The sequence below is a fragment of the Thioalkalivibrio sp. ALMg13-2 genome, assembly GCF_000381185.1.
GTDB classification, from domain to species: Bacteria; Pseudomonadota; Gammaproteobacteria; order Ectothiorhodospirales; family Ectothiorhodospiraceae; genus Thioalkalivibrio; species Thioalkalivibrio versutus.
Genome location: NZ_KB906104.1, coordinates 173,013 through 191,103 on the forward strand (window position 1 = coordinate 173,013; position 18,091 = coordinate 191,103).

Annotated in this window: 19 protein-coding genes; 14 read left to right on the top strand and 5 right to left on the bottom strand. The window is 67.3% G+C overall.

Features of this window, described 5'->3' with window-relative positions; translation table 11 throughout:
- Nucleotides 1–96: 96 nt before the first annotated feature.
- Together F618_RS0105445 and F618_RS0105450 are read left to right on the top strand one after the other, a co-directional pair.
- Complete coding sequence (locus F618_RS0105445) at nt 97–876, top strand: CDP-alcohol phosphatidyltransferase family protein (RefSeq protein WP_019567984.1); 780 nt, start codon at nt 97–99, stop codon at nt 874–876.
- Nucleotides 869–1,507 (top strand): YceI family protein, encoded by a 639-nt coding sequence (locus F618_RS0105450; RefSeq protein ID WP_019562850.1) that lies wholly within the window; start codon nt 869–871, stop codon nt 1,505–1,507. Before F618_RS0105445 ends, F618_RS0105450 begins: the two co-directional genes overlap by 8 nt.
- A gap of 470 nt (nt 1,508–1,977) precedes the next feature.
- Here F618_RS0105450 and F618_RS0105455 read toward each other — a convergent pair whose 3' ends face one another.
- Both F618_RS0105455 and F618_RS0105460 read right to left on the bottom strand, forming a co-directional pair.
- Nucleotides 1,978–2,190, bottom strand: coding sequence for a putative motility protein (locus F618_RS0105455; RefSeq protein WP_018937902.1), 213 nt, complete (start codon nt 2,188–2,190; stop codon nt 1,978–1,980).
- Between the two features lie 234 nt (nt 2,191–2,424).
- Entirely contained in the window at nt 2,425–3,054 is a 630-nt protein-coding gene (locus F618_RS0105460) for a class I SAM-dependent methyltransferase (protein ID WP_019567985.1), read from the bottom strand.
- A gap of 338 nt (nt 3,055–3,392) precedes the next feature.
- On the opposite strand from F618_RS0105460, the gene F618_RS0105465 reads away from it, so the two are divergent.
- The gene (locus F618_RS0105465; protein WP_026331161.1) at nt 3,393–5,129 is read left to right on the top strand and encodes a uracil-xanthine permease family protein; all 1,737 of its coding nucleotides are present in this window, start codon (nt 3,393–3,395) and stop codon (nt 5,127–5,129) included.
- A gap of 28 nt (nt 5,130–5,157) precedes the next feature.
- Here the strand turns inward: F618_RS0105465 and folE are convergent, their stop codons facing one another.
- Together folE and F618_RS0105475 are read right to left on the bottom strand one after the other, a co-directional pair.
- Complete coding sequence (folE, locus tag F618_RS0105470) at nt 5,158–5,811, bottom strand: GTP cyclohydrolase I FolE (RefSeq protein ID WP_019567987.1); 654 nt, start codon at nt 5,809–5,811, stop codon at nt 5,158–5,160.
- Between the two features lie 24 nt (nt 5,812–5,835).
- Entirely contained in the window at nt 5,836–6,642 is an 807-nt protein-coding gene (locus F618_RS0105475; RefSeq protein WP_019567988.1) for a DUF3429 domain-containing protein, read from the bottom strand.
- 122 nt (nt 6,643–6,764) lie between these two features.
- Between F618_RS0105475 and F618_RS0105480 the strand changes: the two genes are divergently transcribed.
- The 11 genes from F618_RS0105480 to F618_RS0105525 all read left to right on the top strand — a co-directional run bounded on the left by F618_RS0105480 (nt 6,765) and on the right by F618_RS0105525 (nt 15,476).
- Entirely contained in the window at nt 6,765–8,138 is a 1,374-nt protein-coding gene (locus F618_RS0105480) for an NAD(P)/FAD-dependent oxidoreductase (protein ID WP_019567989.1), read from the top strand.
- A complete protein-coding gene (locus tag F618_RS0105485) occupies nt 8,139–8,909 on the top strand; it encodes a DUF1365 domain-containing protein (RefSeq protein WP_019567990.1) in 771 nt (256 codons plus the stop codon).
- A complete protein-coding gene (locus tag F618_RS0105490) occupies nt 8,909–10,165 on the top strand; it encodes a cyclopropane-fatty-acyl-phospholipid synthase family protein (protein WP_019567991.1) in 1,257 nt (418 codons plus the stop codon). The genes F618_RS0105485 and F618_RS0105490 overlap by 1 nt, the downstream gene beginning before the upstream one ends.
- A 1-nt stretch (nt 10,166) precedes the next feature.
- Nucleotides 10,167–11,510 carry an MFS transporter gene (locus F618_RS0105495; protein WP_019567992.1) on the top strand — a complete coding sequence of 448 codons (1,344 nt, stop codon included), beginning with the start codon at nt 10,167–10,169 and terminating at the stop codon, nt 11,508–11,510.
- A complete protein-coding gene (locus F618_RS0105500) occupies nt 11,507–12,097 on the top strand; it encodes a chalcone isomerase family protein (RefSeq protein WP_019567993.1) in 591 nt (196 codons plus the stop codon). Before F618_RS0105495 ends, F618_RS0105500 begins: the two co-directional genes overlap by 4 nt.
- Nucleotides 12,098–12,466: 369 nt before the next feature.
- Nucleotides 12,467–12,964 (top strand): GNAT family N-acetyltransferase, encoded by a 498-nt coding sequence (locus F618_RS0105505; RefSeq protein ID WP_019567994.1) that lies wholly within the window; start codon nt 12,467–12,469, stop codon nt 12,962–12,964.
- 380 nt (nt 12,965–13,344) lie between these two features.
- The gene (locus F618_RS0105510) at nt 13,345–13,827 is read left to right on the top strand and encodes a hypothetical protein (protein WP_019567995.1); all 483 of its coding nucleotides are present in this window, start codon (nt 13,345–13,347) and stop codon (nt 13,825–13,827) included.
- Complete coding sequence (locus F618_RS0105515) at nt 13,793–14,644, top strand: hypothetical protein (protein WP_026331162.1); 852 nt, start codon at nt 13,793–13,795, stop codon at nt 14,642–14,644. The genes F618_RS0105510 and F618_RS0105515 overlap by 35 nt, the downstream gene beginning before the upstream one ends.
- A gap of 243 nt (nt 14,645–14,887) precedes the next feature.
- Nucleotides 14,888–15,094, top strand: coding sequence for an AbrB/MazE/SpoVT family DNA-binding domain-containing protein (locus F618_RS14740; protein WP_231362663.1), 207 nt, complete (start codon nt 14,888–14,890; stop codon nt 15,092–15,094).
- A gap of 83 nt (nt 15,095–15,177) precedes the next feature.
- Entirely contained in the window at nt 15,178–15,258 is an 81-nt protein-coding gene (locus F618_RS16325) for a hypothetical protein (RefSeq protein WP_231362664.1), read from the top strand.
- Nucleotides 15,255–15,476 carry a hypothetical protein gene (locus tag F618_RS0105525; RefSeq protein WP_019567998.1) on the top strand — a complete coding sequence of 74 codons (222 nt, stop codon included), beginning with the start codon at nt 15,255–15,257 and terminating at the stop codon, nt 15,474–15,476. Before F618_RS16325 ends, F618_RS0105525 begins: the two co-directional genes overlap by 4 nt.
- Nucleotides 15,477–16,130: 654 nt before the next feature.
- Here F618_RS0105525 and F618_RS0105530 read toward each other — a convergent pair.
- Nucleotides 16,131–17,315 (bottom strand): porin, encoded by a 1,185-nt coding sequence (locus F618_RS0105530; protein ID WP_019567999.1) that lies wholly within the window; start codon nt 17,313–17,315, stop codon nt 16,131–16,133.
- Nucleotides 17,316–18,091: the final 776 nt, after the last annotated feature.

Consider the following 18,091-nt stretch of genomic DNA (forward strand, 5'->3'; position numbering starts at 1 on the left):
TGTGGGCGAAGCGTATTCCACGCGGCAACTCCCGGCGCGCGGCGTGGTCGCAAGGCAAGGCCCCGGAGACCTCCAACGGAGGGCTACAATCCCCACATGGAATCATCCACCGCCAAACGTCGCTCCGCGGCACGGATACGGACCGGTCTCCGCGTCTGGGCGGCCGACGGGCTCGTCGCCGGCCTGCTGGGCCTGGTCGTCACGGCGGCGCTGATGCTGCACGCCGAACTGGGCCCACACGCAATCCTCGGCTTTGTCGTGCTCTGGTTCATGCTCGGCGCCCTGCTCGCCACCACCACCCCCCCGGACGGACTGGCCCGGGACGGGCGTGGCCCCGGCCCGGCCAACCGGGTCACGCTGCTGCGCGCCGCCCTGACCGCACCCCTGGGGGCCCTGGTATTCGTCCCCCCTGCCACGGGTGACCCATTGCTGGCCCTCTGGGTGATTGCGCTGGCGGGTCTGGCCCTGCTGCTGGACGGGCTCGACGGGGCCGTCGCGCGGCGCACCGACAGCGCCACCGCATTCGGGGCCCGCTTCGACATGGAACTGGACGCAGCGATGATCCTGGCTTTGTCCGTGCTCGCCTGGCAGATGACCGCAGTCGGCCCCTGGGTGATCCTGATCGGGCTGATGCGCTATGCCTTCGTGCTGGCCGCCCGCCCCTGGCCCTGGCTGGCCGGGGCGCTGCCACCCAGCCGCCGCCGCCAGACCGTCTGTGTGCTGCAGACCGTGGTGCTGCTTCTGGTGCTGATCCCCGGCCTGCCCGCCAGCGCCGCCATCACCATCGCCCTGGCCGGGCTACTGGCCCTCGGCCTGTCCTTTGCCGTGGATATCCACTGGCTGTACCGCCACCGACCGGAGGTGTGTCATGACTGACGCCCGCAACCACCGCTTTTCCAGCCGCCTGCGCTCCGCGCTCCTGACCTGCCTGCTGACCGCAACCTTCGCCCTGCCCGCTGCCGCCCTGGCCGATGCCGACCGCTGGGTCATCGACCCCGACCACTTCGCAGTCGGTTTCCTGGTCGATCACGCCGGCTACGCCAAGGTCATGGGCATGTTCCTGGAGGCCGAGGGCGAGTTCACCTTCGACCCGGACTCCGGCGAACTGGAGGGCGGCTTCTTCGTCATCAAGACCGACAGCGTGTTCACCAACCACGCCGAGCGCGACGACCACCTGCGCAACGAGGACTTCCTGCACGTCGAGGAATACCCGGAGATGCGCTTCACCGCCACGCGCTACCAGCCCACCGGCGACAACACCGGGCGCCTGAGCGGCGGCCTGGAGCTGCTGGGCGAGACCCGCACCATCCATCTCGACGTGACCATCAACAAGGTCGGGCGCTACCCGTTCCCGCTGGGTGGCCTGTTCGGCCGCCCGTACGTGCTGGGGGCGTCGATGCGTGGCAGCTTTGATCGTTCCGATTTCGGCATGACCTACGGCCTGACCCGCGACATCGTTGGCGACGAGGTCGAACTGATGATCGAGTTCGAGGCGCAGCGGCAGTAACGGACGGCCGCCTGAATGGGTTCACCACGAAGCACTCAAAGAGACGAAGGAAACACCGGGGCGTGTACCCACAGAGGGCACCCAGGGCACGGAGCATGGCAGGCTCCCGGCCTGCCGCGCAGGGCGCGACGGCTCCGGACGGAAGACCACGTGACCGCGGGGTACGGGGGCATCCGGACGCAGCGGCTCCGACACCCGGGACCAAAACACTTCCGCGTCATCCCGGCCGTAGCGCAGCGCAGAGCCGGGATCTCCACACGCCGTTCTAGCCCCAACGTACGGGTCACTCATACCGTGGAGATCCCGGATAACCGCTGCGCGGTTTCCGGGATGACGATGCAGGAGGCGCCTGGAGACCCGGGCCCGCACGGGCCTTGAGCCTGGCTGACGCTCGTTGCCAATCAGGAAACGAAAAGGCCCCGGGCAGTAACGCGCCGGGGCCTTGCAGGGCGAAAGGACTGGGGGGGGCGTCAGGCGGTCGTGTTGATGTTGGTGCCCACGTTTGCCGGCAGACCCTGCGTGGCGGCCTGCATCTCGCCAATGTCGGGCAGCGCCTCCAGCATCGACTGAGCGGCCATCTCCTGCGACTCCATCGCCTTCTTCTGCAGGGCCACATCTTTCTGCATGGCCAGCTGCTGCTGGCTTTGCTGGGTGGCCATTGCGGCAATCGCGCTTGCGTCCATCCTGGTACTCCCGGAATCTGAATGTACAGGCCCGCCAGCGCTCAGGACGACGGACCTGTCCCAGGTGACGGCCGCATCCCGCAAGACTTGAGCCTCCATGCACGATTTTTTCGCACGCGGGAGGATTTTCAACGCACAACTGCACGAACGACGATCAGCACCGGAACTCTCGTTGCCGATGCTTCCCCTTCTTCGCGCCTGCGTGCCCTTCGTGGTGAACAAGGCCCTCGACCTTCAGTCAATCTTCCCGGCGTTGCGTCCGGCAGGATCTTCGGGCGCTCTGCAGACCCGCGCGGCAAAGCGCCGCATCACGCCACGGGCCACGCGATCCTCGGGTTCGATGCAGAACCCGGCCTGCTCCACCGCGGCCTCGGTATCGCGATTGGGATGGCAACCGCCGGTGACGCAGGTCCAGGCCGGCTGCACCCGGTCCTGGGCCCGTCCCAGCAGCGGGCGGGTGTGGCGCACATGCTCCAGCATGCGCAACGCGCCGCCGTCCGCCAGCACCCGGCGCACCTCGCCCAGGGCCCGCGGCGGGTCCTGGACGCTGCAGAAAACCAGGCCGGAGACCACGCTATCGAACACCCCATCCGCAAATGGCAGCGCCTCGGCCTTCGCCACCACCAGCGGGACCGCCGGCGCACGGCGTCGCGCCCTCCGCAGCGCGGCCAGGTCCGGATCCATGCCGATCACTTGCGTCGGATCCGCGTACAGCGGCAGATCGCGCCCGGTCCCGCACCCGACCTCCAGCACCCGGCCTTCGGCGCCCTCGACCAGGCGCCGTCGCCAGCGGCGCAGCCCCAGAAGATCGGCACCGGCCATCAGGCCGTCATACAGCCAGGGGATCTGTTCAAGACCGCGCATCGCGACTCCGTGGTGCCAGGGGGGGAGAAAATGTGACGCATGCCACATTCTTGCGGCGGGTGGCAGGAACCTGTTTCCACAGTCCCTGTCCACTTATACAAGATGCGGAAATCATCGGCTCGTGGCAACGGCAGCCGATGACCCGCCGTTCAGATCACAACCCTCCATCACACGGGTGTCTGAACGATCTTGGGCCCGGCCATTGCGCCGGGTCTTTTTTTGTCTGGTTGCCCGTCCCCAACGACTCGCGGGCAACGCCCAACCAAAACCTCCTGGGCTCCCGACACCACGTGGCTGTTATGATTGCGCGCTTTCGCCAACCGCGCCCAGGGGGCACCGTGGCCGAAGCTTCCCAGTCGAAGATCATCTATGAGGTGGACGATCACCCGCCTCCGGTCAAATGCACAATCAGTGCGCTGCAGAGCCTGTTGTTGGTCGCACCGGCCATCATCATCGCCCCCCTGATCCTGGCCCGCGCCATCGGTCTCGATCTGGCCGCGACCCAGTGGACCGTATTCGCCGCCCTCATCGGCAGCGCGCTTGCCACACTGATTCAGGTCCGCCGCGTCGGCCCGATCGGATCGGGCTACCTGATCTTCATGGGGACCTCGACCGCCTACCTGGCCGTGGGCATCGAGGCCGCCCTGGTCGGCGGCATGGCGCTGGTCGGCACCCTTGCAGTGCTGTCGGCCCCGGTACAGTTTCTGTTCGCGCGCTATCTCGGGCTATTCCGCCGCATCATCACGCCCACCGTCAGTGGGGTCGTGATCATGCTGGTGGTGCTCGGCGTAATCCCCACCACAGCCGACATGATGCAGGGTGAAGGAGACTACGAGGGGACCTGGCGGGCGCTGGTGGTGGCCCTGTTCACACTCGGGTTCACCATTCTCGTGGCGGTCTTCGGCGGACGCCTGCTGCGGCTGTGGGCGCCCATCATGGGACTGGGCTCCGGGATCGTGGTCGCGATGATCTTCGGCGTCACGGATTTCTCGGAGGTCACCGAGGCCGCCTGGTTCGGCCTGCCGCCGCTGGAATGGCCCGGCTTTTATTTCGAGTTCTCGCCCACCTGGTTCACGCTGCTTCTGACCTTCGCGATCGTGACCCTGGTCGGAGCGGTGGAGTCCATTGGCGATACCCAGGTCGCGCAGCGCAACTCCTACCGCACCCCGCGCAAGATCGACCACGACCGCGTGCGCGGCGGGCTGTATGCGGACGGCCTGGGCAACATGATCGCCGGCAGCCTGGGCACACTGCCCAACACGACCTATGGCATTGGCGTCTCCTCGATCGAGCTGACCGGCATGGCCGCCCGCCGGGTCGGCTACTACTTCGCCGCCTTTCTCGCGCTGATCGCGCTGATTCCCAAGCTCAACATGCTGATGATCTCGCTGCCAGGCCCCGTCTTCGGCGCGTTCCTGCTCATTTTGCTGGCCCTGTTGTTCGTCGCGGGGATCCGCCTGTGCGCCCAGGACGGCCTCAACTACCAGAGCGGGCTGATCATCGGTGTCGCCTTCTCGACGGGTTTCATCTTCCAGAACGAACTGTTTTTTCACCACCTGATCCCGGAGGCGCTGAGCCCGTTTCTGAATAACGGCGTCTCCACCGGCGGCACGGTGGCGGTGGCACTCAGCATGATCTTCAACCTGCGGCCCCGCCCGCATCGACGCGCGACCTTCGAGCCCGAGGCGGATTCCCTGCCACAGGTCCATGCCATGGCGCAGGAATTCGGCGAAAGCCTGAGCCTGCCGGAAAAGCAATCGGTCAAACTGCAGATCGCCCTGGAGGAGGTCTTCATGCATCTGTCCGAGCAGGCAGCCCGCGAGCCGGGACGCAGCCGGCCGGTCGATGTACGTCTGGAACGCGAAGGCGAGACGCTGGCGGTGGAAATGATCGATCGCACCGCCGCGGCCGAGGTCGACGAGGCCGCGCTGCGCGAGGCACGCCAGTGGACGGCCAGCGACGAACAATCGCTGCGCGAGCTGGGCCTTTACCTGCTGAACAGCCTGGCGCAGGACGTTCGCCACATGCGCATGGCCGGGGTCAACTACATCTCGTTCAGCATCCCGCTGCGCTGAACGCGCCCGCCTCCGCCCGGTCGGGGTTTCAGTCGCGGCTGCCGCGGATGAGGTTCAGGAACTCGCGCCGGGTTCGGCCGTCCTCGCGGAAGGCGCCCAGCATCACCGAGGTCGCCATCGAGGAGTGCTGCTTCTCCACCCCGCGCATGGTCATGCACATGTGCTTGGCATCCACCACCACGCCAACCCCCTTGGCCCCCGTCACCTGCATCAGCGCCTCGGCAATCTCGCGGGTCAGGCTCTCCTGGATCTGCAGCCGCGCGGCGAACATGTCCACGATGCGGGCAATCTTCGACAGGCCGATCACCTTGCCATCGGGCAGGTAGGCGACATGCACCTTGCCGATAATCGGCAGCAGGTGATGCTCGCACAGGGAGTACAGCTCGATATCGCGCAGCAGGACCATCTCGTCGTTATCGGACGAGAACAGCGCATCATTCACGATGGTGTCCAGATCCTGCTGGTAACCACGCGTCAGATACTGCATGGCCTTGGCCGCGCGCATCGGCGTGTCCCGCAGGCCCTCGCGTTGCGGATTCTCGCCGAGCCTGGCGAGAATCTCGCGGTAGTGCTCGGCGAGTTGTTCCGGGGCGGCCAGCGGCTGGCCCGAGGCAGGGGTGGCCGTCGGCTCGTCGGCCATGCGGGCATCTGCGTTCATCGATGGTTCCTTGTTCTCGTTCATTCTCGCGTTCTTCCTCTTTCCTGCTCAGGCCGCGATAGTGACCGCGAGGCCGGAGGCCAGAGCCAGCATCGCGCCCACGGTCAGCACCAGGCGCAGACCGAGATAACCACGGGGCAATGCCCGCCGCTGCAGGCTCAGCCGGTCCACCCACCACACCCCAAGAAACAGCACGGCCAGCGTCATCAAGGCCTGCGGCAGCGGCTGCAGCACCGCCAGCCAGGCCAGGACGGACGGCACCACCGCCCACACCGGCGCCGAGAGCGGACCCACCCGGTGCTGCCGATCCGCCAGATAGATGCCCCAGTGGACCGCCCCCAGGAACGACAGGATCACCGCACCATAGATCGCCAGGGCCTCCAGCGCGAAAACCTGCCATTCGGGCTGGGCCATCCAGGCCCCGATGCCGAAGAACGCGAAGGGTAGCAGCCCGGCGTACCCGAGCACCTGCAATGCAGGTGCCGGGGTATCCGGGCGCGCGCCCTCGCCGCGCGCCTGCAAGGCCCGGTGGCCCAGGTACTCGCGCAGTTCAGGGAGGCCGCCGATCACCCCTTCGCGCGTCACAAACAGCGGCAGCACCGCGGCGCCGGTGGCCTGTTGCAACGCATGGAACTGCTCGCGGTTGTGGGCCGAGCCCATGCCCCACTCCAGCCGCTGCCAGCGCCCCGGTGCCGTCGCCTTCAGAAGCGCCTCGGCATCCCGGAAATCCGACAGCCCGGAGGTGATGCCCACGATCTCGTGGGTCATCAGTGCATCGCGCACCTCTGCCGGCCACTCGGGGGCGCCGGCTTGCGCCTGGTTATCTGTGTTCACGATCCGCGTCTCCCGCTGCACCTGTTTCGCGGTATACCGCCCTCCTATTGGAAGCCGGGGAACTTTTTACCGCCACCATTTACAAAGATTGTACAGTTATTGTATAAGATGTACATCGCCCTGCGGCCCGGAGATCCACCACCATGCAACGCTCGCGCATCGCCGTCATCGGCGGAGGCATCGCCGGCCTGTCCGCCGCCTGGATTCTGCAGACCCGGCACCAGGTCCAACTGTTCGAAGCGGAACCGGAGCTCGGCGGCCATGCCCATACGGTGGAGGTACCCGATCCGCAGGGCCACACGGCCATCGACACCGGCTTCGTGGTCTACAACGAGCGCAACTACCCCCTGCTCACCCGCCTGTTCACGGAACTCGACGTCCCCACCCAGGATACGGACATGTCCTTCGGCTATTCGCGCCAGCCCGCGGGCGTCGAGTATGCCGGCTCCGATCTGAACACCCTGTTCGCACAGCGCCGCAACCTGGTGCGCCCGACCTTCCTGCGCATGGCGCGCGATATCTTGCGCTTCAACCGCCTGGGCAAGGGCCTGTTCGAGCGTGGCGAAAGCCCGGAGGGCACGCTCGGCGCGTTCCTCGCCCGACACCGACTGGGCCGCGGCTTCGCCGAGGACTACCTGCTGCCGATGGCGGCCGCGATCTGGTCCTGCCCGCCCGAGGAGATCCGCGAGTTCCCGGCCGCCAGTTTCCTGCAGTTCTTCCACAACCACGGCCTGCTGGATCTGCGTGATCGCCCGCAGTGGCGCACGGTGGTCGGCGGCAGCCGCGAGTACGTCCAGCGGCTCGCGGAGCGCCTGGAACCCGGCTGCGTGATTCACCAACCGGTGCGCGCAGTGATCCCCGAGGCCGACCGGTGGCGGGTCCTGACCCACGATCAGGCAGCGGGGTTCGACGCGGTCGTGTTCGCCTGCCACGCCAACACCGCGCGCTGGCTGCTGAACAAGGCCGACCCGGCGCGCGAGCGTCTGCTCGCCGCCTGCCGCTTCCAGCCCAACCGCGCGGTACTGCACACCGACCCGGCGCTGATGCCCCGCTCGCGCCGCGTGTGGTCCTCCTGGAACTATCTCTCCGGGCGCTCCACCCAGGCGCGCGACAGCGTCTCGGTCTCCTACTGGATGAACCGCCTGCATCGCCTGGAACGGCGCCAGGACTACATCATCAGCCTGAACCCCTGGCGCGAGCCGCACCCGAACACCGTGCTCGGCGAACAGCACTGGGAACACCCGGTCATGGACACCGCGGCGGAGAAGGCGCGTCAGCGCCTCGCGGCCACCCAGGGCGAGAACAACCTGTACTTCGCCGGTGCGTGGATGGGCTACGGCTTCCACGAGGATGGACTGCGCTCGGCCGTTTCCATCGGGCGATCGCTGGGCATCGAACCGCCCTGGTCCTGCCCTGCGGCCCCCCCCATGCAGACCGCCCGCCAACCGGGCTCCGCCATTCACGGCGGCGTAGCGGCACCGGCGCACGCGCCGCCTGCGCAATCCCGGAGCGCGTGAATGGACGCCGCCCTGGTCCATGGCACGGTGCTGCACCAGCGGTTCTTTCCGCAGCAATATCGCTTTCGCTACCCGGTAACCAGCGCGCTGTTCGATATCGATCGCCTGGCGGAGACCACCCGGCGCTGCCGTCTGTTCTCGCTGAATCGCTTCAACCTGTTCAGCCTGCGCACCCGGGACCACGGCCCGCGCGACGGCCGCGCCTGGCGCCCGTGGATCGAGGCCCACCTGGCCGAACACGCCATCGACCTGGCCGGTGGCCCGATTCACCTGCTGACCATGCCGCGCGTCCTCGGACACGCCTTCAACCCGCTCAGTGTCTGGTACGCCCGGCATGCCGACGGCGACCTGCGCGCCATTCTGCTGGAGGTGCGCAATACCTTCGGCGAGCACCACCACTACCTGCTGCACGAGAACGGCGCCCCCATGGCCCTCCCCGTGCGCCAGGAAAAGAACAAGGCCTTCCACGTCTCACCGTTCATCGACATGCACGCGCGCTACGCCTTCACCCTGACGCCGCCGCGCCTGCAGTCCGGCGCATCGCTGCGCATCGCGATCAACGAATACCAGGACCAGGACCTGATGCTGGTGGCCTCGCAACACGGCCGCCTGCGCCCGTTCAGCGACCGCGCACTGCTGGCCGCCTTCCTGAAGAAACCCTGGATGACCCTCAAGATCCTGCCGCTGATCCACTGGCAGGCTCTCAGAATCTGGTGGCGCGGCGGGCGCTATCACCCACGGCCCGCACCCCCCGCACAGGAGATCGACTAATGGCCCTCGACCACCTCGACACCCCGCAGGAAGGCACGGCCCGGCCCGACTGGGCCCTGCGCCTGGTTGCCCGCGCCCTGAAAGACATCGACACCGGGCAGATCACCCTGATCGGTCCGTCCGGCGACCGCATCACCTTGCGCGGGCGCAAGGCCGGCGTCGAGGCGGTATGGCACTTCCGCCGCCCGTGGCGGGCCATCCTGCGCCTACTGCGCCACGGCGATATCGGCTTCGCCGAAGGCTTCATCAGTGGCGACTGGATCACGCCCGACCTGCAGACGCTGCTGCGCTTCGCCACCGACAACGAACAGGCCCTGGCGCCGATGGCCGAGCGCCCGACATGGCAGCGTGCCATCGACCGCATGCGCCACTGGATGCACCGCAACAGTCGCCGCGGAAGCCGCGCCAATATTCGCTTCCACTACGATCTCGGCAACGACTTCTACAACCTGTGGCTGGACCGCACGATGAGCTATTCATCGGCACTGTTCACCCGCGGCGACGAGGCCCTGGAACAGGCCCAGGCGCAGAAGTACACCCGCCTGCTGGATCAGCTGAACGCCGAGCCCGGCGCACACATCCTCGAGATCGGCTGCGGCTGGGGCGGCTTTGCCGAGATGGCCGCGCAGCGTGGCTACCGCGTCACCGGCGTGACACTCTCGCAGGAGCAACTCGACTATGCCCGCGCCCGCATCGAACGCGCCGGCCTGAGCGACCGCGTGGAGCTGCGTCTGCAGGACTATCGCGACCTGCAGGGCACCTTTGATCACGTGGTCTCGATCGAGATGTTCGAGGCCGTGGGCGAACACTGGTGGCCGACCTTCTTCGCCAAGGTCCGCAGCTGCCTGCGCCCGGGCGGCCGCGCGGCGCTGCAGGTCATCACCATCGCGGAGGAGGCCTTCGAGTACTACCGCCGCAACGCGGACTTCATCCAGCTCTACATCTTCCCCGGTGGCATGCTGCCCTCGGTCCCGCGCTTCAACGCAGAGGCCGAGCGTGCCGGGCTCACGGTCGAGGACCAGGCCCTGTTCGGCGAGGACTACGCGCGCACGCTGCGCCACTGGCACCGGGAGGTCCGCCAGGCGGAGCCGGTCATCGAGGCGCTGGGCTACTCGCAGTCGTTCCTGCGCATGTGGCGCTACTACCTCGCCTATTGCGAGGTCGGCTTCGACACCGCCCGCGTGAACCTGATGCAGGCGGTTCTGCAAAGCCCGGTCCAGTCCGCCGCGCCGGGCCGCGACCCCGCGAACCGATGAGGTGAGCACCCTTCGCTGGCCGCGGCTGTTCGCCTACGGCGGCCTGGGCATGCCCCTGGCCGTCCTCGGCCTGCCGCTGTATGTCTTCCTGCCCGCGCACTACGCCGAGCACACCGGCCTGGGCGTCACCCTGGTGGGCGTCTTCCTGCTGCTGGCACGGCTGCTCGATGTCGTCACCGACCCGCTGATCGGCCATCTGTCCGACCGCATCCCCGGCGCCTGGCGGCGGCGCGCGGTCATGCTGGCGGGCGTCCCGTTGCTGCTGATCGCCGCGCCCTTCCTGTTCCGCCCGCCGGCGGATGCCGGCGCCTGGTATCTGCTGCTCTTCAGCACCCTGGTCTACCTCGGCTGGACGCTGGTCGCCCTGCCCTATGCCGCCTGGGGCGCCGAGCTCTCCGGCGACTACCACGAGCGCTCGCGCATCACCGCCGCGCGCGAGGGCTTCGTCGTCCTGGGCACGGTAACGGCCGCCGCGCTCCCCGCGGTCCTGGGCCTGCAGGACGATGCCGGCGCGGCGCTGGCCACCCTTGCAGTCCTGCTGTGGGTGCTGCTGCCGATCGCCTTCGCGGTCCTGCTCTGGCGGGTGCCGGAGCGCCCGGGGCGCCTGGCGCCGGTGCCCTGGCGCGCCGGCTGGACCCTGCTGCGGTCCAACCAGCCGTTCCGCCGCCTGGTCCTCGCCTGGGTCCTGAACGGCACCGCCAACGCCATCCCGGCCACCCTGTTCCTGCTGTTCATCACCCACGTGCTGGAGGCCCCCGGACACGCCGGGCCACTGCTGCTGGTCTACTTCGCCACCGGCATCCTCGCGCTGCCCCTGTGGCTGCGCCTCGCCCGCCGGCTGCCCAAGCACCGGGTGTGGACGCTGTCGATGCTGCTCGCCTCGACCTTCTTTATCTGGGTTCCGTTCCTCGGTTCCGGCGACGTGCTCGCGTTCTACGCCATCACCGTATTGACCGGGCTCAGCCTCGGTGTGGACCTGGCGCTGCCGGCCGCGATGCAGGCCGACGTGATCGACCAGGACACCGCCGACGGCGGCGGCGAGCGCGCCGGACTCTTCTTTGGGCTGTGGGGCATGGCTACCAAGCTGGCCCTGGCCCTGGCCGTTGGCATCAGCTTCCCGCTGCTGGGCCTGGCCGGCTTCTCGGCCGACGGTGACAACGGCCCCACCGCCCTGCTCGTGCTGGCGCTGGCCTACGCCGGCCTGCCGGTGTTGTTCAAGCTCGCGGCGATGGCCCTGATCTGGCGCTTCCCCATCGACGCCGACGCCCAGCATGCCCTGCGCGAACGCATCCACGCGCGCGAACGCGCCGCGCCTTCAGCCCAGCCCGGAGGAACCAACCCATGAATAGCCACGCCACCCGCCGCGGGTCCCTGCTCGCATCCATGCTGCTGCTTGCACTGTTCCTGACCGTCGCACCCGCCAGCGCCGCGACCGAGATCGACGGCGTCCGCTTTGCCGACACGGTCACGATCGACGACACGACCGTCCCGCTGCGCGCCGGGCGGCTCTATCGCTACACCATCTTTCGCGTCTACGTCGGCGCGCTCTACGTCCCGGAAAACGTCGCTCCGGACGATGTGCTGACGGCCGACGTGCCCAAGCGCCTGGAACTGGAATACCTGCGCGCCATCAGCGCCGACGACTTCCGCAAGAGCGGAAACAGCCTGCTCGAAGACCAGCAGGACGCGGAAACCCTTGCGGCCCTGTCCGACCGGCTGGAGACCTTCAACGCCGCCTACCGCGACATGGAGGCGGGCGACCGCTACGCCCTGGAATACCGCCCGGGCCATGGCACCCGCCTGCTGCAAAACGGCACACCGCTCGTCGAGGTCCCCGGCCACGACTTCGCCACGGCCTACTTCGGTATCTGGCTGCACCCGGAAGAGCCCCTGTCCCGCCGCTTCCGCGACACCCTGATCGGCCAACGCTGAATCCGTCGCATCCCGGTTGCCCGCAGTTGCATTCGCGCAAGTGCATCGCAGGCTCAAACCAGGCGCCAAACGTTCACCGGTCATCGCGAGGCGCGAAGCGCCGTGGCGATCGCCCCGCCCTGCCACCCGCACGCGCCCATGGATGGCCGCGCGGCGCGCACAACGACAAAAGGCACCTCCGGTTCATGCACAGTGATTGGTTCGCGAGGCTCACGATCCGCTAACTAACTCACAGGAAGAATGCCCCAACGTAGACTAAACTTTTCCGTTCGGGACCCAGGGCCAGGAAGGCCGGGGAGCCATTCATCCACCCGTCCGCTCGCGTACGGATCGGGGCTCTCCCTCACGGCGTCCCGACGGAGGATTGCCATGCAACACCGCATCGCCTTCCGGGAGGCCACCTGGCCTGCCGACGCCGAGGCCCTGTCCCAAGTTCGCTGCGAGGTCTTCGTCGAGGAACAGGGCGTGCCCGAACCACTGGAGTTCGACGGCCTGGACGCCGCCGCCCTGCACTGGCTGGCCACCGGGCCGGGGGAGGAACCGGTCGGCACCCTGCGCATGCTGCCCTCCGGCCAGATCGGCCGCATGGCCGTGCGCGAACCCTGGCGCGGGCACGGCATCGGCTCGCGCCTGCTGGACTGCGCCCTCCTGGCCGCTGCCCGCCACGGCTGGCGCGAGGTCTGGCTGAACGCCCAGAACAGCCGCATCGGCTTCTACGCCCGCCACGACTTCTTCGTCATCAGCGACACCTTCGAAGACGCCGGCATCCCCCACCGCCGCATGCTCCACCGCATCCACTCCCCGATCGCACGACCCAGCCAACCCTGGAGCCGTCCCAACCACGGCCTGGCCGCGCATCCGCTATAGCTCATTCCGGGGCCACGCTCCCCGTGATGCGATTCGCTGCGCTCATCCGCATCCTACGAGGGTCCTTGTGGGCGCCGACTCACCCGCGCGAATCGGCAGCACCCTCACCCCGCAACACCCACAACCGTAGGGTGCGTTGAGCCCTGCGAAACGCACCGCTCACGGCGGGGGCAGCCACCCCCCCACGATGCGATTCGCTACGCTCTTCGGCATCCTGCGAGGCATTCTGTGGGAGCGTGCCTGCACGCGAATCCCCGCCCCGAAACCAACGAATTCCGTGATTCCCGGAACCGTACGAAACCACCACCGTCCCCGGAGATGCGAACACATCCGCACTCGCCTATGCTGAGAGAAGCACCCAGCACGCGAGCGACACGCCGATGACCACCCCCGAACGCGACCCGACCCTGATCGACGCCGAGGCCCTGCTGGCCGAACTCCTGGCCGCCACCCGCCGGCGCCTCTGGCTGCATGCCCGCGTCGCGCTGCTGACCGAGATCGCGGGTGCCGACCTCGGCGCCGAGCTGGCCGGCATCGCGCGCCGCCATCGCCATACCGATATGCGCCTGCTGGTGGACGACGATCTCGCCCTGAAGGAACAACTCCCGAGCCTTGTCGAGAGCATCAAGCGTCTACCCAGCGCCGTCTCGGTGCGCCGGCTGGAGGCCGCGGAGGAAAGCCCGCTCACCGTCACCGCCATCGCCGACCACAGCGGCTGGATGCAGCTCACCCAGGCCGGCGGACGCCGCATCCTGCGCGGCGACGTCGAGGACCGGCCCGGCACCCAGCGCGCAGCCCAGGATTTCGAGGCCAACTGGAGTCTCAGCGATGAAGCCGTCGAGCTCCGCCGCCTCCTCGTCTGACATGCCCCGCAGGGTGGATCGGCGCCGCTGGCTACAGGGCGCCCTCGCGATGGCCGCCGGCACGCTCCTTCCCGGAGCCGCGCTCGCGCGTGAACCTCACGCCGAGGTCGCCGTTCTGCCGCTGCAAAACCGTCCGGCCCACAGCCTGCTGCCCGAGCTCCAGGCCCTGTTCGGCGACACCGCCACCCTGCGCGGCGACGGCTTCCGCCTGCTGGTGCGCGCCGACGCCCGCACCCTCCAGCAGATCCGCGAGGTCGTCACCGAACTTGACGCCCCGACCCAGGACCTCATCCTCTCCGTGCGCCGCCACAGCGACGCCCCGCGAACCGAACGCGGCAGCGGTTTCGAGTTCGAGAGCGGCCCGGACGGCACCGAAGGGCGCATCATCACCCAGCGCCTGCGCACCACGCGCCGCGACGACCAGACCCAGCACCTGCGCCTGCGCGAAGGCACCGACGCCATCATCCTGGTCGGCGAGACCCGCACCGCCGGCTTCCGCATCATCCACGGCCGCGCCGGCGTCGGCGTCGAACCCCTGCTACAGGACACCGCCCGCGGCTTCCGCGTGCGCCCCCAGGTCCAGCCCGACGGCCGTGTGCGCGTGGCTATCTCCCAGCTCCACGAACGCCCCCTCGCGCGCGGCGCCGTGGACCGCGACGCCGTCGACACCCAGCTCACCCTGGAGCCGGGCGCCTGGCACACCCTCGGCGGCGTCCACAGCGAGAGCGCCACCGAGCAACGCGGCCTCGCCTCCCGCCGCACCACCCGCGACCGCGACACCCTCACCCTCGAAATCCGCGTCGATCCCGTTCGCTAGCCAGCCCCCATGATGCGATTCGCTTCGCTCATCCGCATCCTACGGGATAGCACCGCCCCGTAGGGTGCGTTGAGCCCCGCGAAACGCACCTCCAACCGCGAGGCATCGACCACCCAACTGGCAGGCCAACGGTCTGGCGCACTTCCACACCGGGGTGATACAGCCTTTTAAACAATGTCTATACATCATGCGGATGCAGCCATGGCCGAGACACGACTGAAAATCAAGCGCTGAGGCAACAACCTGGGTGTTCGCCTTCCCGCGCCCATCGCGCGCGCCGCGCATCTGGAGGCGGACCAGCCTGTCATCATCTCAGTGGAGGGCAACCAGATCGTGATCCGCCCGGAAACCGCTCCATCCATGAACCTGGAGGAGCGGCTGGAAGGATTCGCCCCGGATGTACACGGCGGCGAGGCCATGTGCACGGACGCGATCGGAAATGAACGATGATGAAACGCGCAACACCCAGGGATTGGGTACCCAAGCGCCGGGACGTGATCTGGATAGACTGCAATCCCCAGGCGCGGCGGGAGATGCAAGATGTTCACCCCTTCCTTGTTCTATCGCCCGCTAGCTTCAACCGCCGTACCTCCCTGGTTCGGGGCTCCCCATGACCCCCACCGACTACAGCGCCACCAACCCTTTCGCCGTGGTGGCGGGTACCACGCCGGACGCACGAACAAGCTACATCCTCTGTCACCAGGTAAAGTCCTTCGACTGGCGGCAACGCAACGCAAGCCCCCACCCGGCCGGTCAGGTGCCGATGCCGGCCTACCCGGAAGCCTGCGCCGTCCTCAACCAAATCCTCGAACTCTGCCCCGACCCGGCCTGACGCACGCTCGCCACGCGTGCCGACCGGCTCTACCGGCGGATTGCGCAGACCCTCTACGAGCCCCGATACCGTAGATCCCGGCTCTGCGTTGCGCTCCGGCCGGGATGACAAGTAAGACCGGATCACCGAAGCCAGCCCAGTCCGTCTCGTAGGGTGCGTTGAGCCCCGCGAAACGCACCAACAACGGCGGGAGTCACCCCATCTACCAGACCTGCCATATGGCACGCCGCCACACCCAATCGTCATCCCGGAAACCGCAACGCGGTTATCCGCGATCCCCCCGCTCGCCATAACCCAGCCCTCCGGCAACAATGACCAGACGGATCCCGGCTCTCCGCTGCGCTCCGGCCGGGATGACAAGGGAGAGCAGGCCCCCGCGCAGTGATACCCAAGCCAGTCTGTCTCACCTGACAGGCTGCATCGTGGCACGCAGAACGGGCCGCTCACTACGTGCTGGTCCGGCGCCGCGTGGTGCAATGCGTTCCGCTCAGCCTAGTCTCCCAATACGCAGGTGATGCCCGGACTCGAACCACCAGCCGCAAACGCAAAAAGGCCCCAACGGGGCCCGGTCACGCATAAAAAACGGGGCCCCTGGGGGCCCCGCAAAACAAGCTACAAACTTGTTGTTATACCGCTTGGTAGCAGTGACTGCCCTTAGAAGGACACCCGCATGCCGCCACCGACGCCGGTGAAGCTCAGGCTGCTGCCCGTGCCAACCACGTCACCCTCGGGGGTGAAGTCGTAGCCGAAATCATCGGTGCTGTTGTAGCCAACGCCCGCGTCGGTGCTGTTGTAGCCAACGCCCGCGAAGGCCATCACGCGGTTGCTGAAGTTGTGCTTGACCGCAATGGCCGCGTAATCGGTGTTCGGCAGGCTTTCACCCATCACGCTGTCACGGCGGGTCTGGCCGAGGTTCAGCACGAAGTCGTTACGGCCCATGGAGTAGGTACCGGACACGAAGAACGTGTTGCCGCTGGACTCGATGCCCGGGGAGCCTTCGATGTCGGAGAACTTGTAGTCCTCGACTTCGGCCACCACGCGGAACGGACCGGAGTTCCAGTCCACACCCACCTTGGTCGCACGCTGGGTATCGAAGACGCTGCCGCCGTAACCGCCGAAGTCGGAGTGGGCGATGTACAGGTCCACCGGCGACAGGTCGAAGTTCAGGCGACCGGTCACGCCGGTATCGGAATCGTCGCCGTTGTCGATCGCGACGGCCACGTCCAGGTTAACCAGACCAAAGTCGTTCATGTAACGAATCGAGCGAGCCAGGTAAGAGCCGTTACCGAAGCCGTTCAGGCCGCCCAGACGGGCACCATTAGCACGCGCCTGCATGAAGGTCGCGTTCAGCGGATCCTTGCCAGCGGTGCTGTAGGAACCACCGGTGCGGCCGGCGATGACTCGACCGAAGTTCCCGTCGAGGCCGACGTAGTTGTCACGGGCGCCGCGGAAGGCGTCCTGGGTGGTGGCGTTGGATTCCATCTTCAGCAGGGCGGTCAGGCCATTGCCCAGGTCATGGTTGACCATCACGCCGATGCGGCTCGGGCCGGAGCCATCACCAAGCGCCCCCGGCAGGTTCAGCGCACCAAAGACGGCCTCCGCTTCGTCGTCCAGGTCCTCCGTCAGAGCGAAACCGTAGTCTGCAACGCCGCCGGCGTCCGTCTGAACGCCGCCGGCGTCCGTCTGGTTGAAGCTGCTGTCCAGGCCGCTGATGTTGTTGCTCGCGTGGACAACCTGCGTCTGCAGCTGGCCGAACAGGGTGACGTTGGTGTCGGCGGCGGCGAAGGCCGGGACTGCGAAGGCGCCGGCAACGGCGACGGCAAGAATCTGTTTTTTCATGGTGCGTATCTCCCAGGAGAGGTGTGTTGTTCGTTTCTTACGCCGCATCCACGGTCGATGCCGCGAATGACAGGTGTTTTATATACACCACGGTGTCTCGTTTCAACCCCTGGGCGAGAAAAAATTGCCACAGTTGGGTGGTAAACGTGACGCAGGATGGGTTTTGGAAGATCAAACACTTGCGAGAACAGGCTACAGAAAGGTGCGAGATATCCGGCAACTTGCTGAATCGAGGGGAGCATTAGGATCGGCTTACCTGCCTGGAGCAGAGCGAACGGGTGGCTTGATCAGGTTTTTCTTATTTTTTCGGGATTTGCTTCGTGAGGGGGTTTTGCAACGCTCGCAAGGCGGGTCAACGCGATGCAACGCCCGTTGTTTTTTTGCAACGAGGTCGTTTTCGGGTGACGGCGAGGAGGGTATGTTGTGGAAATGCGACATGTCCTTGGGCCGTCGAAGCGTTGGCGGGAGGCGACACGTTTGCGCTGATCAGGCTTTGGCAGGGGCTTCGCGGCCGAGGCCGCTTGTATGTTTAACCCCGGCAGGCCTAGAAAGGGTCTGTCGGGGTGGAGGGACGAGGCCGGCATCTGGCCTGTGGCACAGACGGTAGGAGAGTTCGTCCCACCCCTCACCTTAAACGCCGATAAGGAATCGATCGGCACGGGACCGACGATAGATGGCAAGCCAGCGTTCGGTGAGGCCCCGACAGACAACTCCAAGCTAGCTCGGGAGGTGTGATGATGGCAACGCATCGGATCGGGGTCGATGTCGGCAAGGCC

Excerpts from the sequence above, each read along its gene's own strand:
- F618_RS0105445 (WP_019567984.1), top strand. The coding sequence starts at position 97 with ATGGAATCATCCACCGCCAAACGTCGCTCCGCGGCACGGATACGGACC.
- F618_RS0105450 (WP_019562850.1), top strand. The coding sequence starts at position 869 with ATGACTGACGCCCGCAACCACCGCTTTTCCAGCCGCCTGCGCTCCGCG.
- F618_RS0105455 (WP_018937902.1), bottom strand. The coding sequence starts at position 2,190 with ATGGACGCAAGCGCGATTGCCGCAATGGCCACCCAGCAAAGCCAGCAG.
- F618_RS0105460 (WP_019567985.1), bottom strand. The coding sequence starts at position 3,054 with ATGCGCGGTCTTGAACAGATCCCCTGGCTGTATGACGGCCTGATGGCC.
- folE (WP_019567987.1), bottom strand. The coding sequence starts at position 5,811 with ATGAACGAGAACAAGGAACCATCGATGAACGCAGATGCCCGCATGGCC.
- F618_RS0105480 (WP_019567989.1), top strand. The coding sequence starts at position 6,765 with ATGCAACGCTCGCGCATCGCCGTCATCGGCGGAGGCATCGCCGGCCTG.
- F618_RS0105485 (WP_019567990.1), top strand. The coding sequence starts at position 8,139 with ATGGACGCCGCCCTGGTCCATGGCACGGTGCTGCACCAGCGGTTCTTT.
- F618_RS0105490 (WP_019567991.1), top strand. The coding sequence starts at position 8,909 with ATGGCCCTCGACCACCTCGACACCCCGCAGGAAGGCACGGCCCGGCCC.
- F618_RS0105500 (WP_019567993.1), top strand. The coding sequence starts at position 11,507 with ATGAATAGCCACGCCACCCGCCGCGGGTCCCTGCTCGCATCCATGCTG.
- F618_RS0105505 (WP_019567994.1), top strand. The coding sequence starts at position 12,467 with ATGCAACACCGCATCGCCTTCCGGGAGGCCACCTGGCCTGCCGACGCC.
- F618_RS0105510 (WP_019567995.1), top strand. The coding sequence starts at position 13,345 with ATGACCACCCCCGAACGCGACCCGACCCTGATCGACGCCGAGGCCCTG.
- F618_RS0105515 (WP_026331162.1), top strand. The coding sequence starts at position 13,793 with ATGAAGCCGTCGAGCTCCGCCGCCTCCTCGTCTGACATGCCCCGCAGG.
- F618_RS16325 (WP_231362664.1), top strand. The coding sequence starts at position 15,178 with ATGCAAGATGTTCACCCCTTCCTTGTTCTATCGCCCGCTAGCTTCAAC.
- F618_RS0105525 (WP_019567998.1), top strand. The coding sequence starts at position 15,255 with ATGACCCCCACCGACTACAGCGCCACCAACCCTTTCGCCGTGGTGGCG.
- F618_RS0105530 (WP_019567999.1), bottom strand. The coding sequence starts at position 17,315 with ATGAAAAAACAGATTCTTGCCGTCGCCGTTGCCGGCGCCTTCGCAGTC.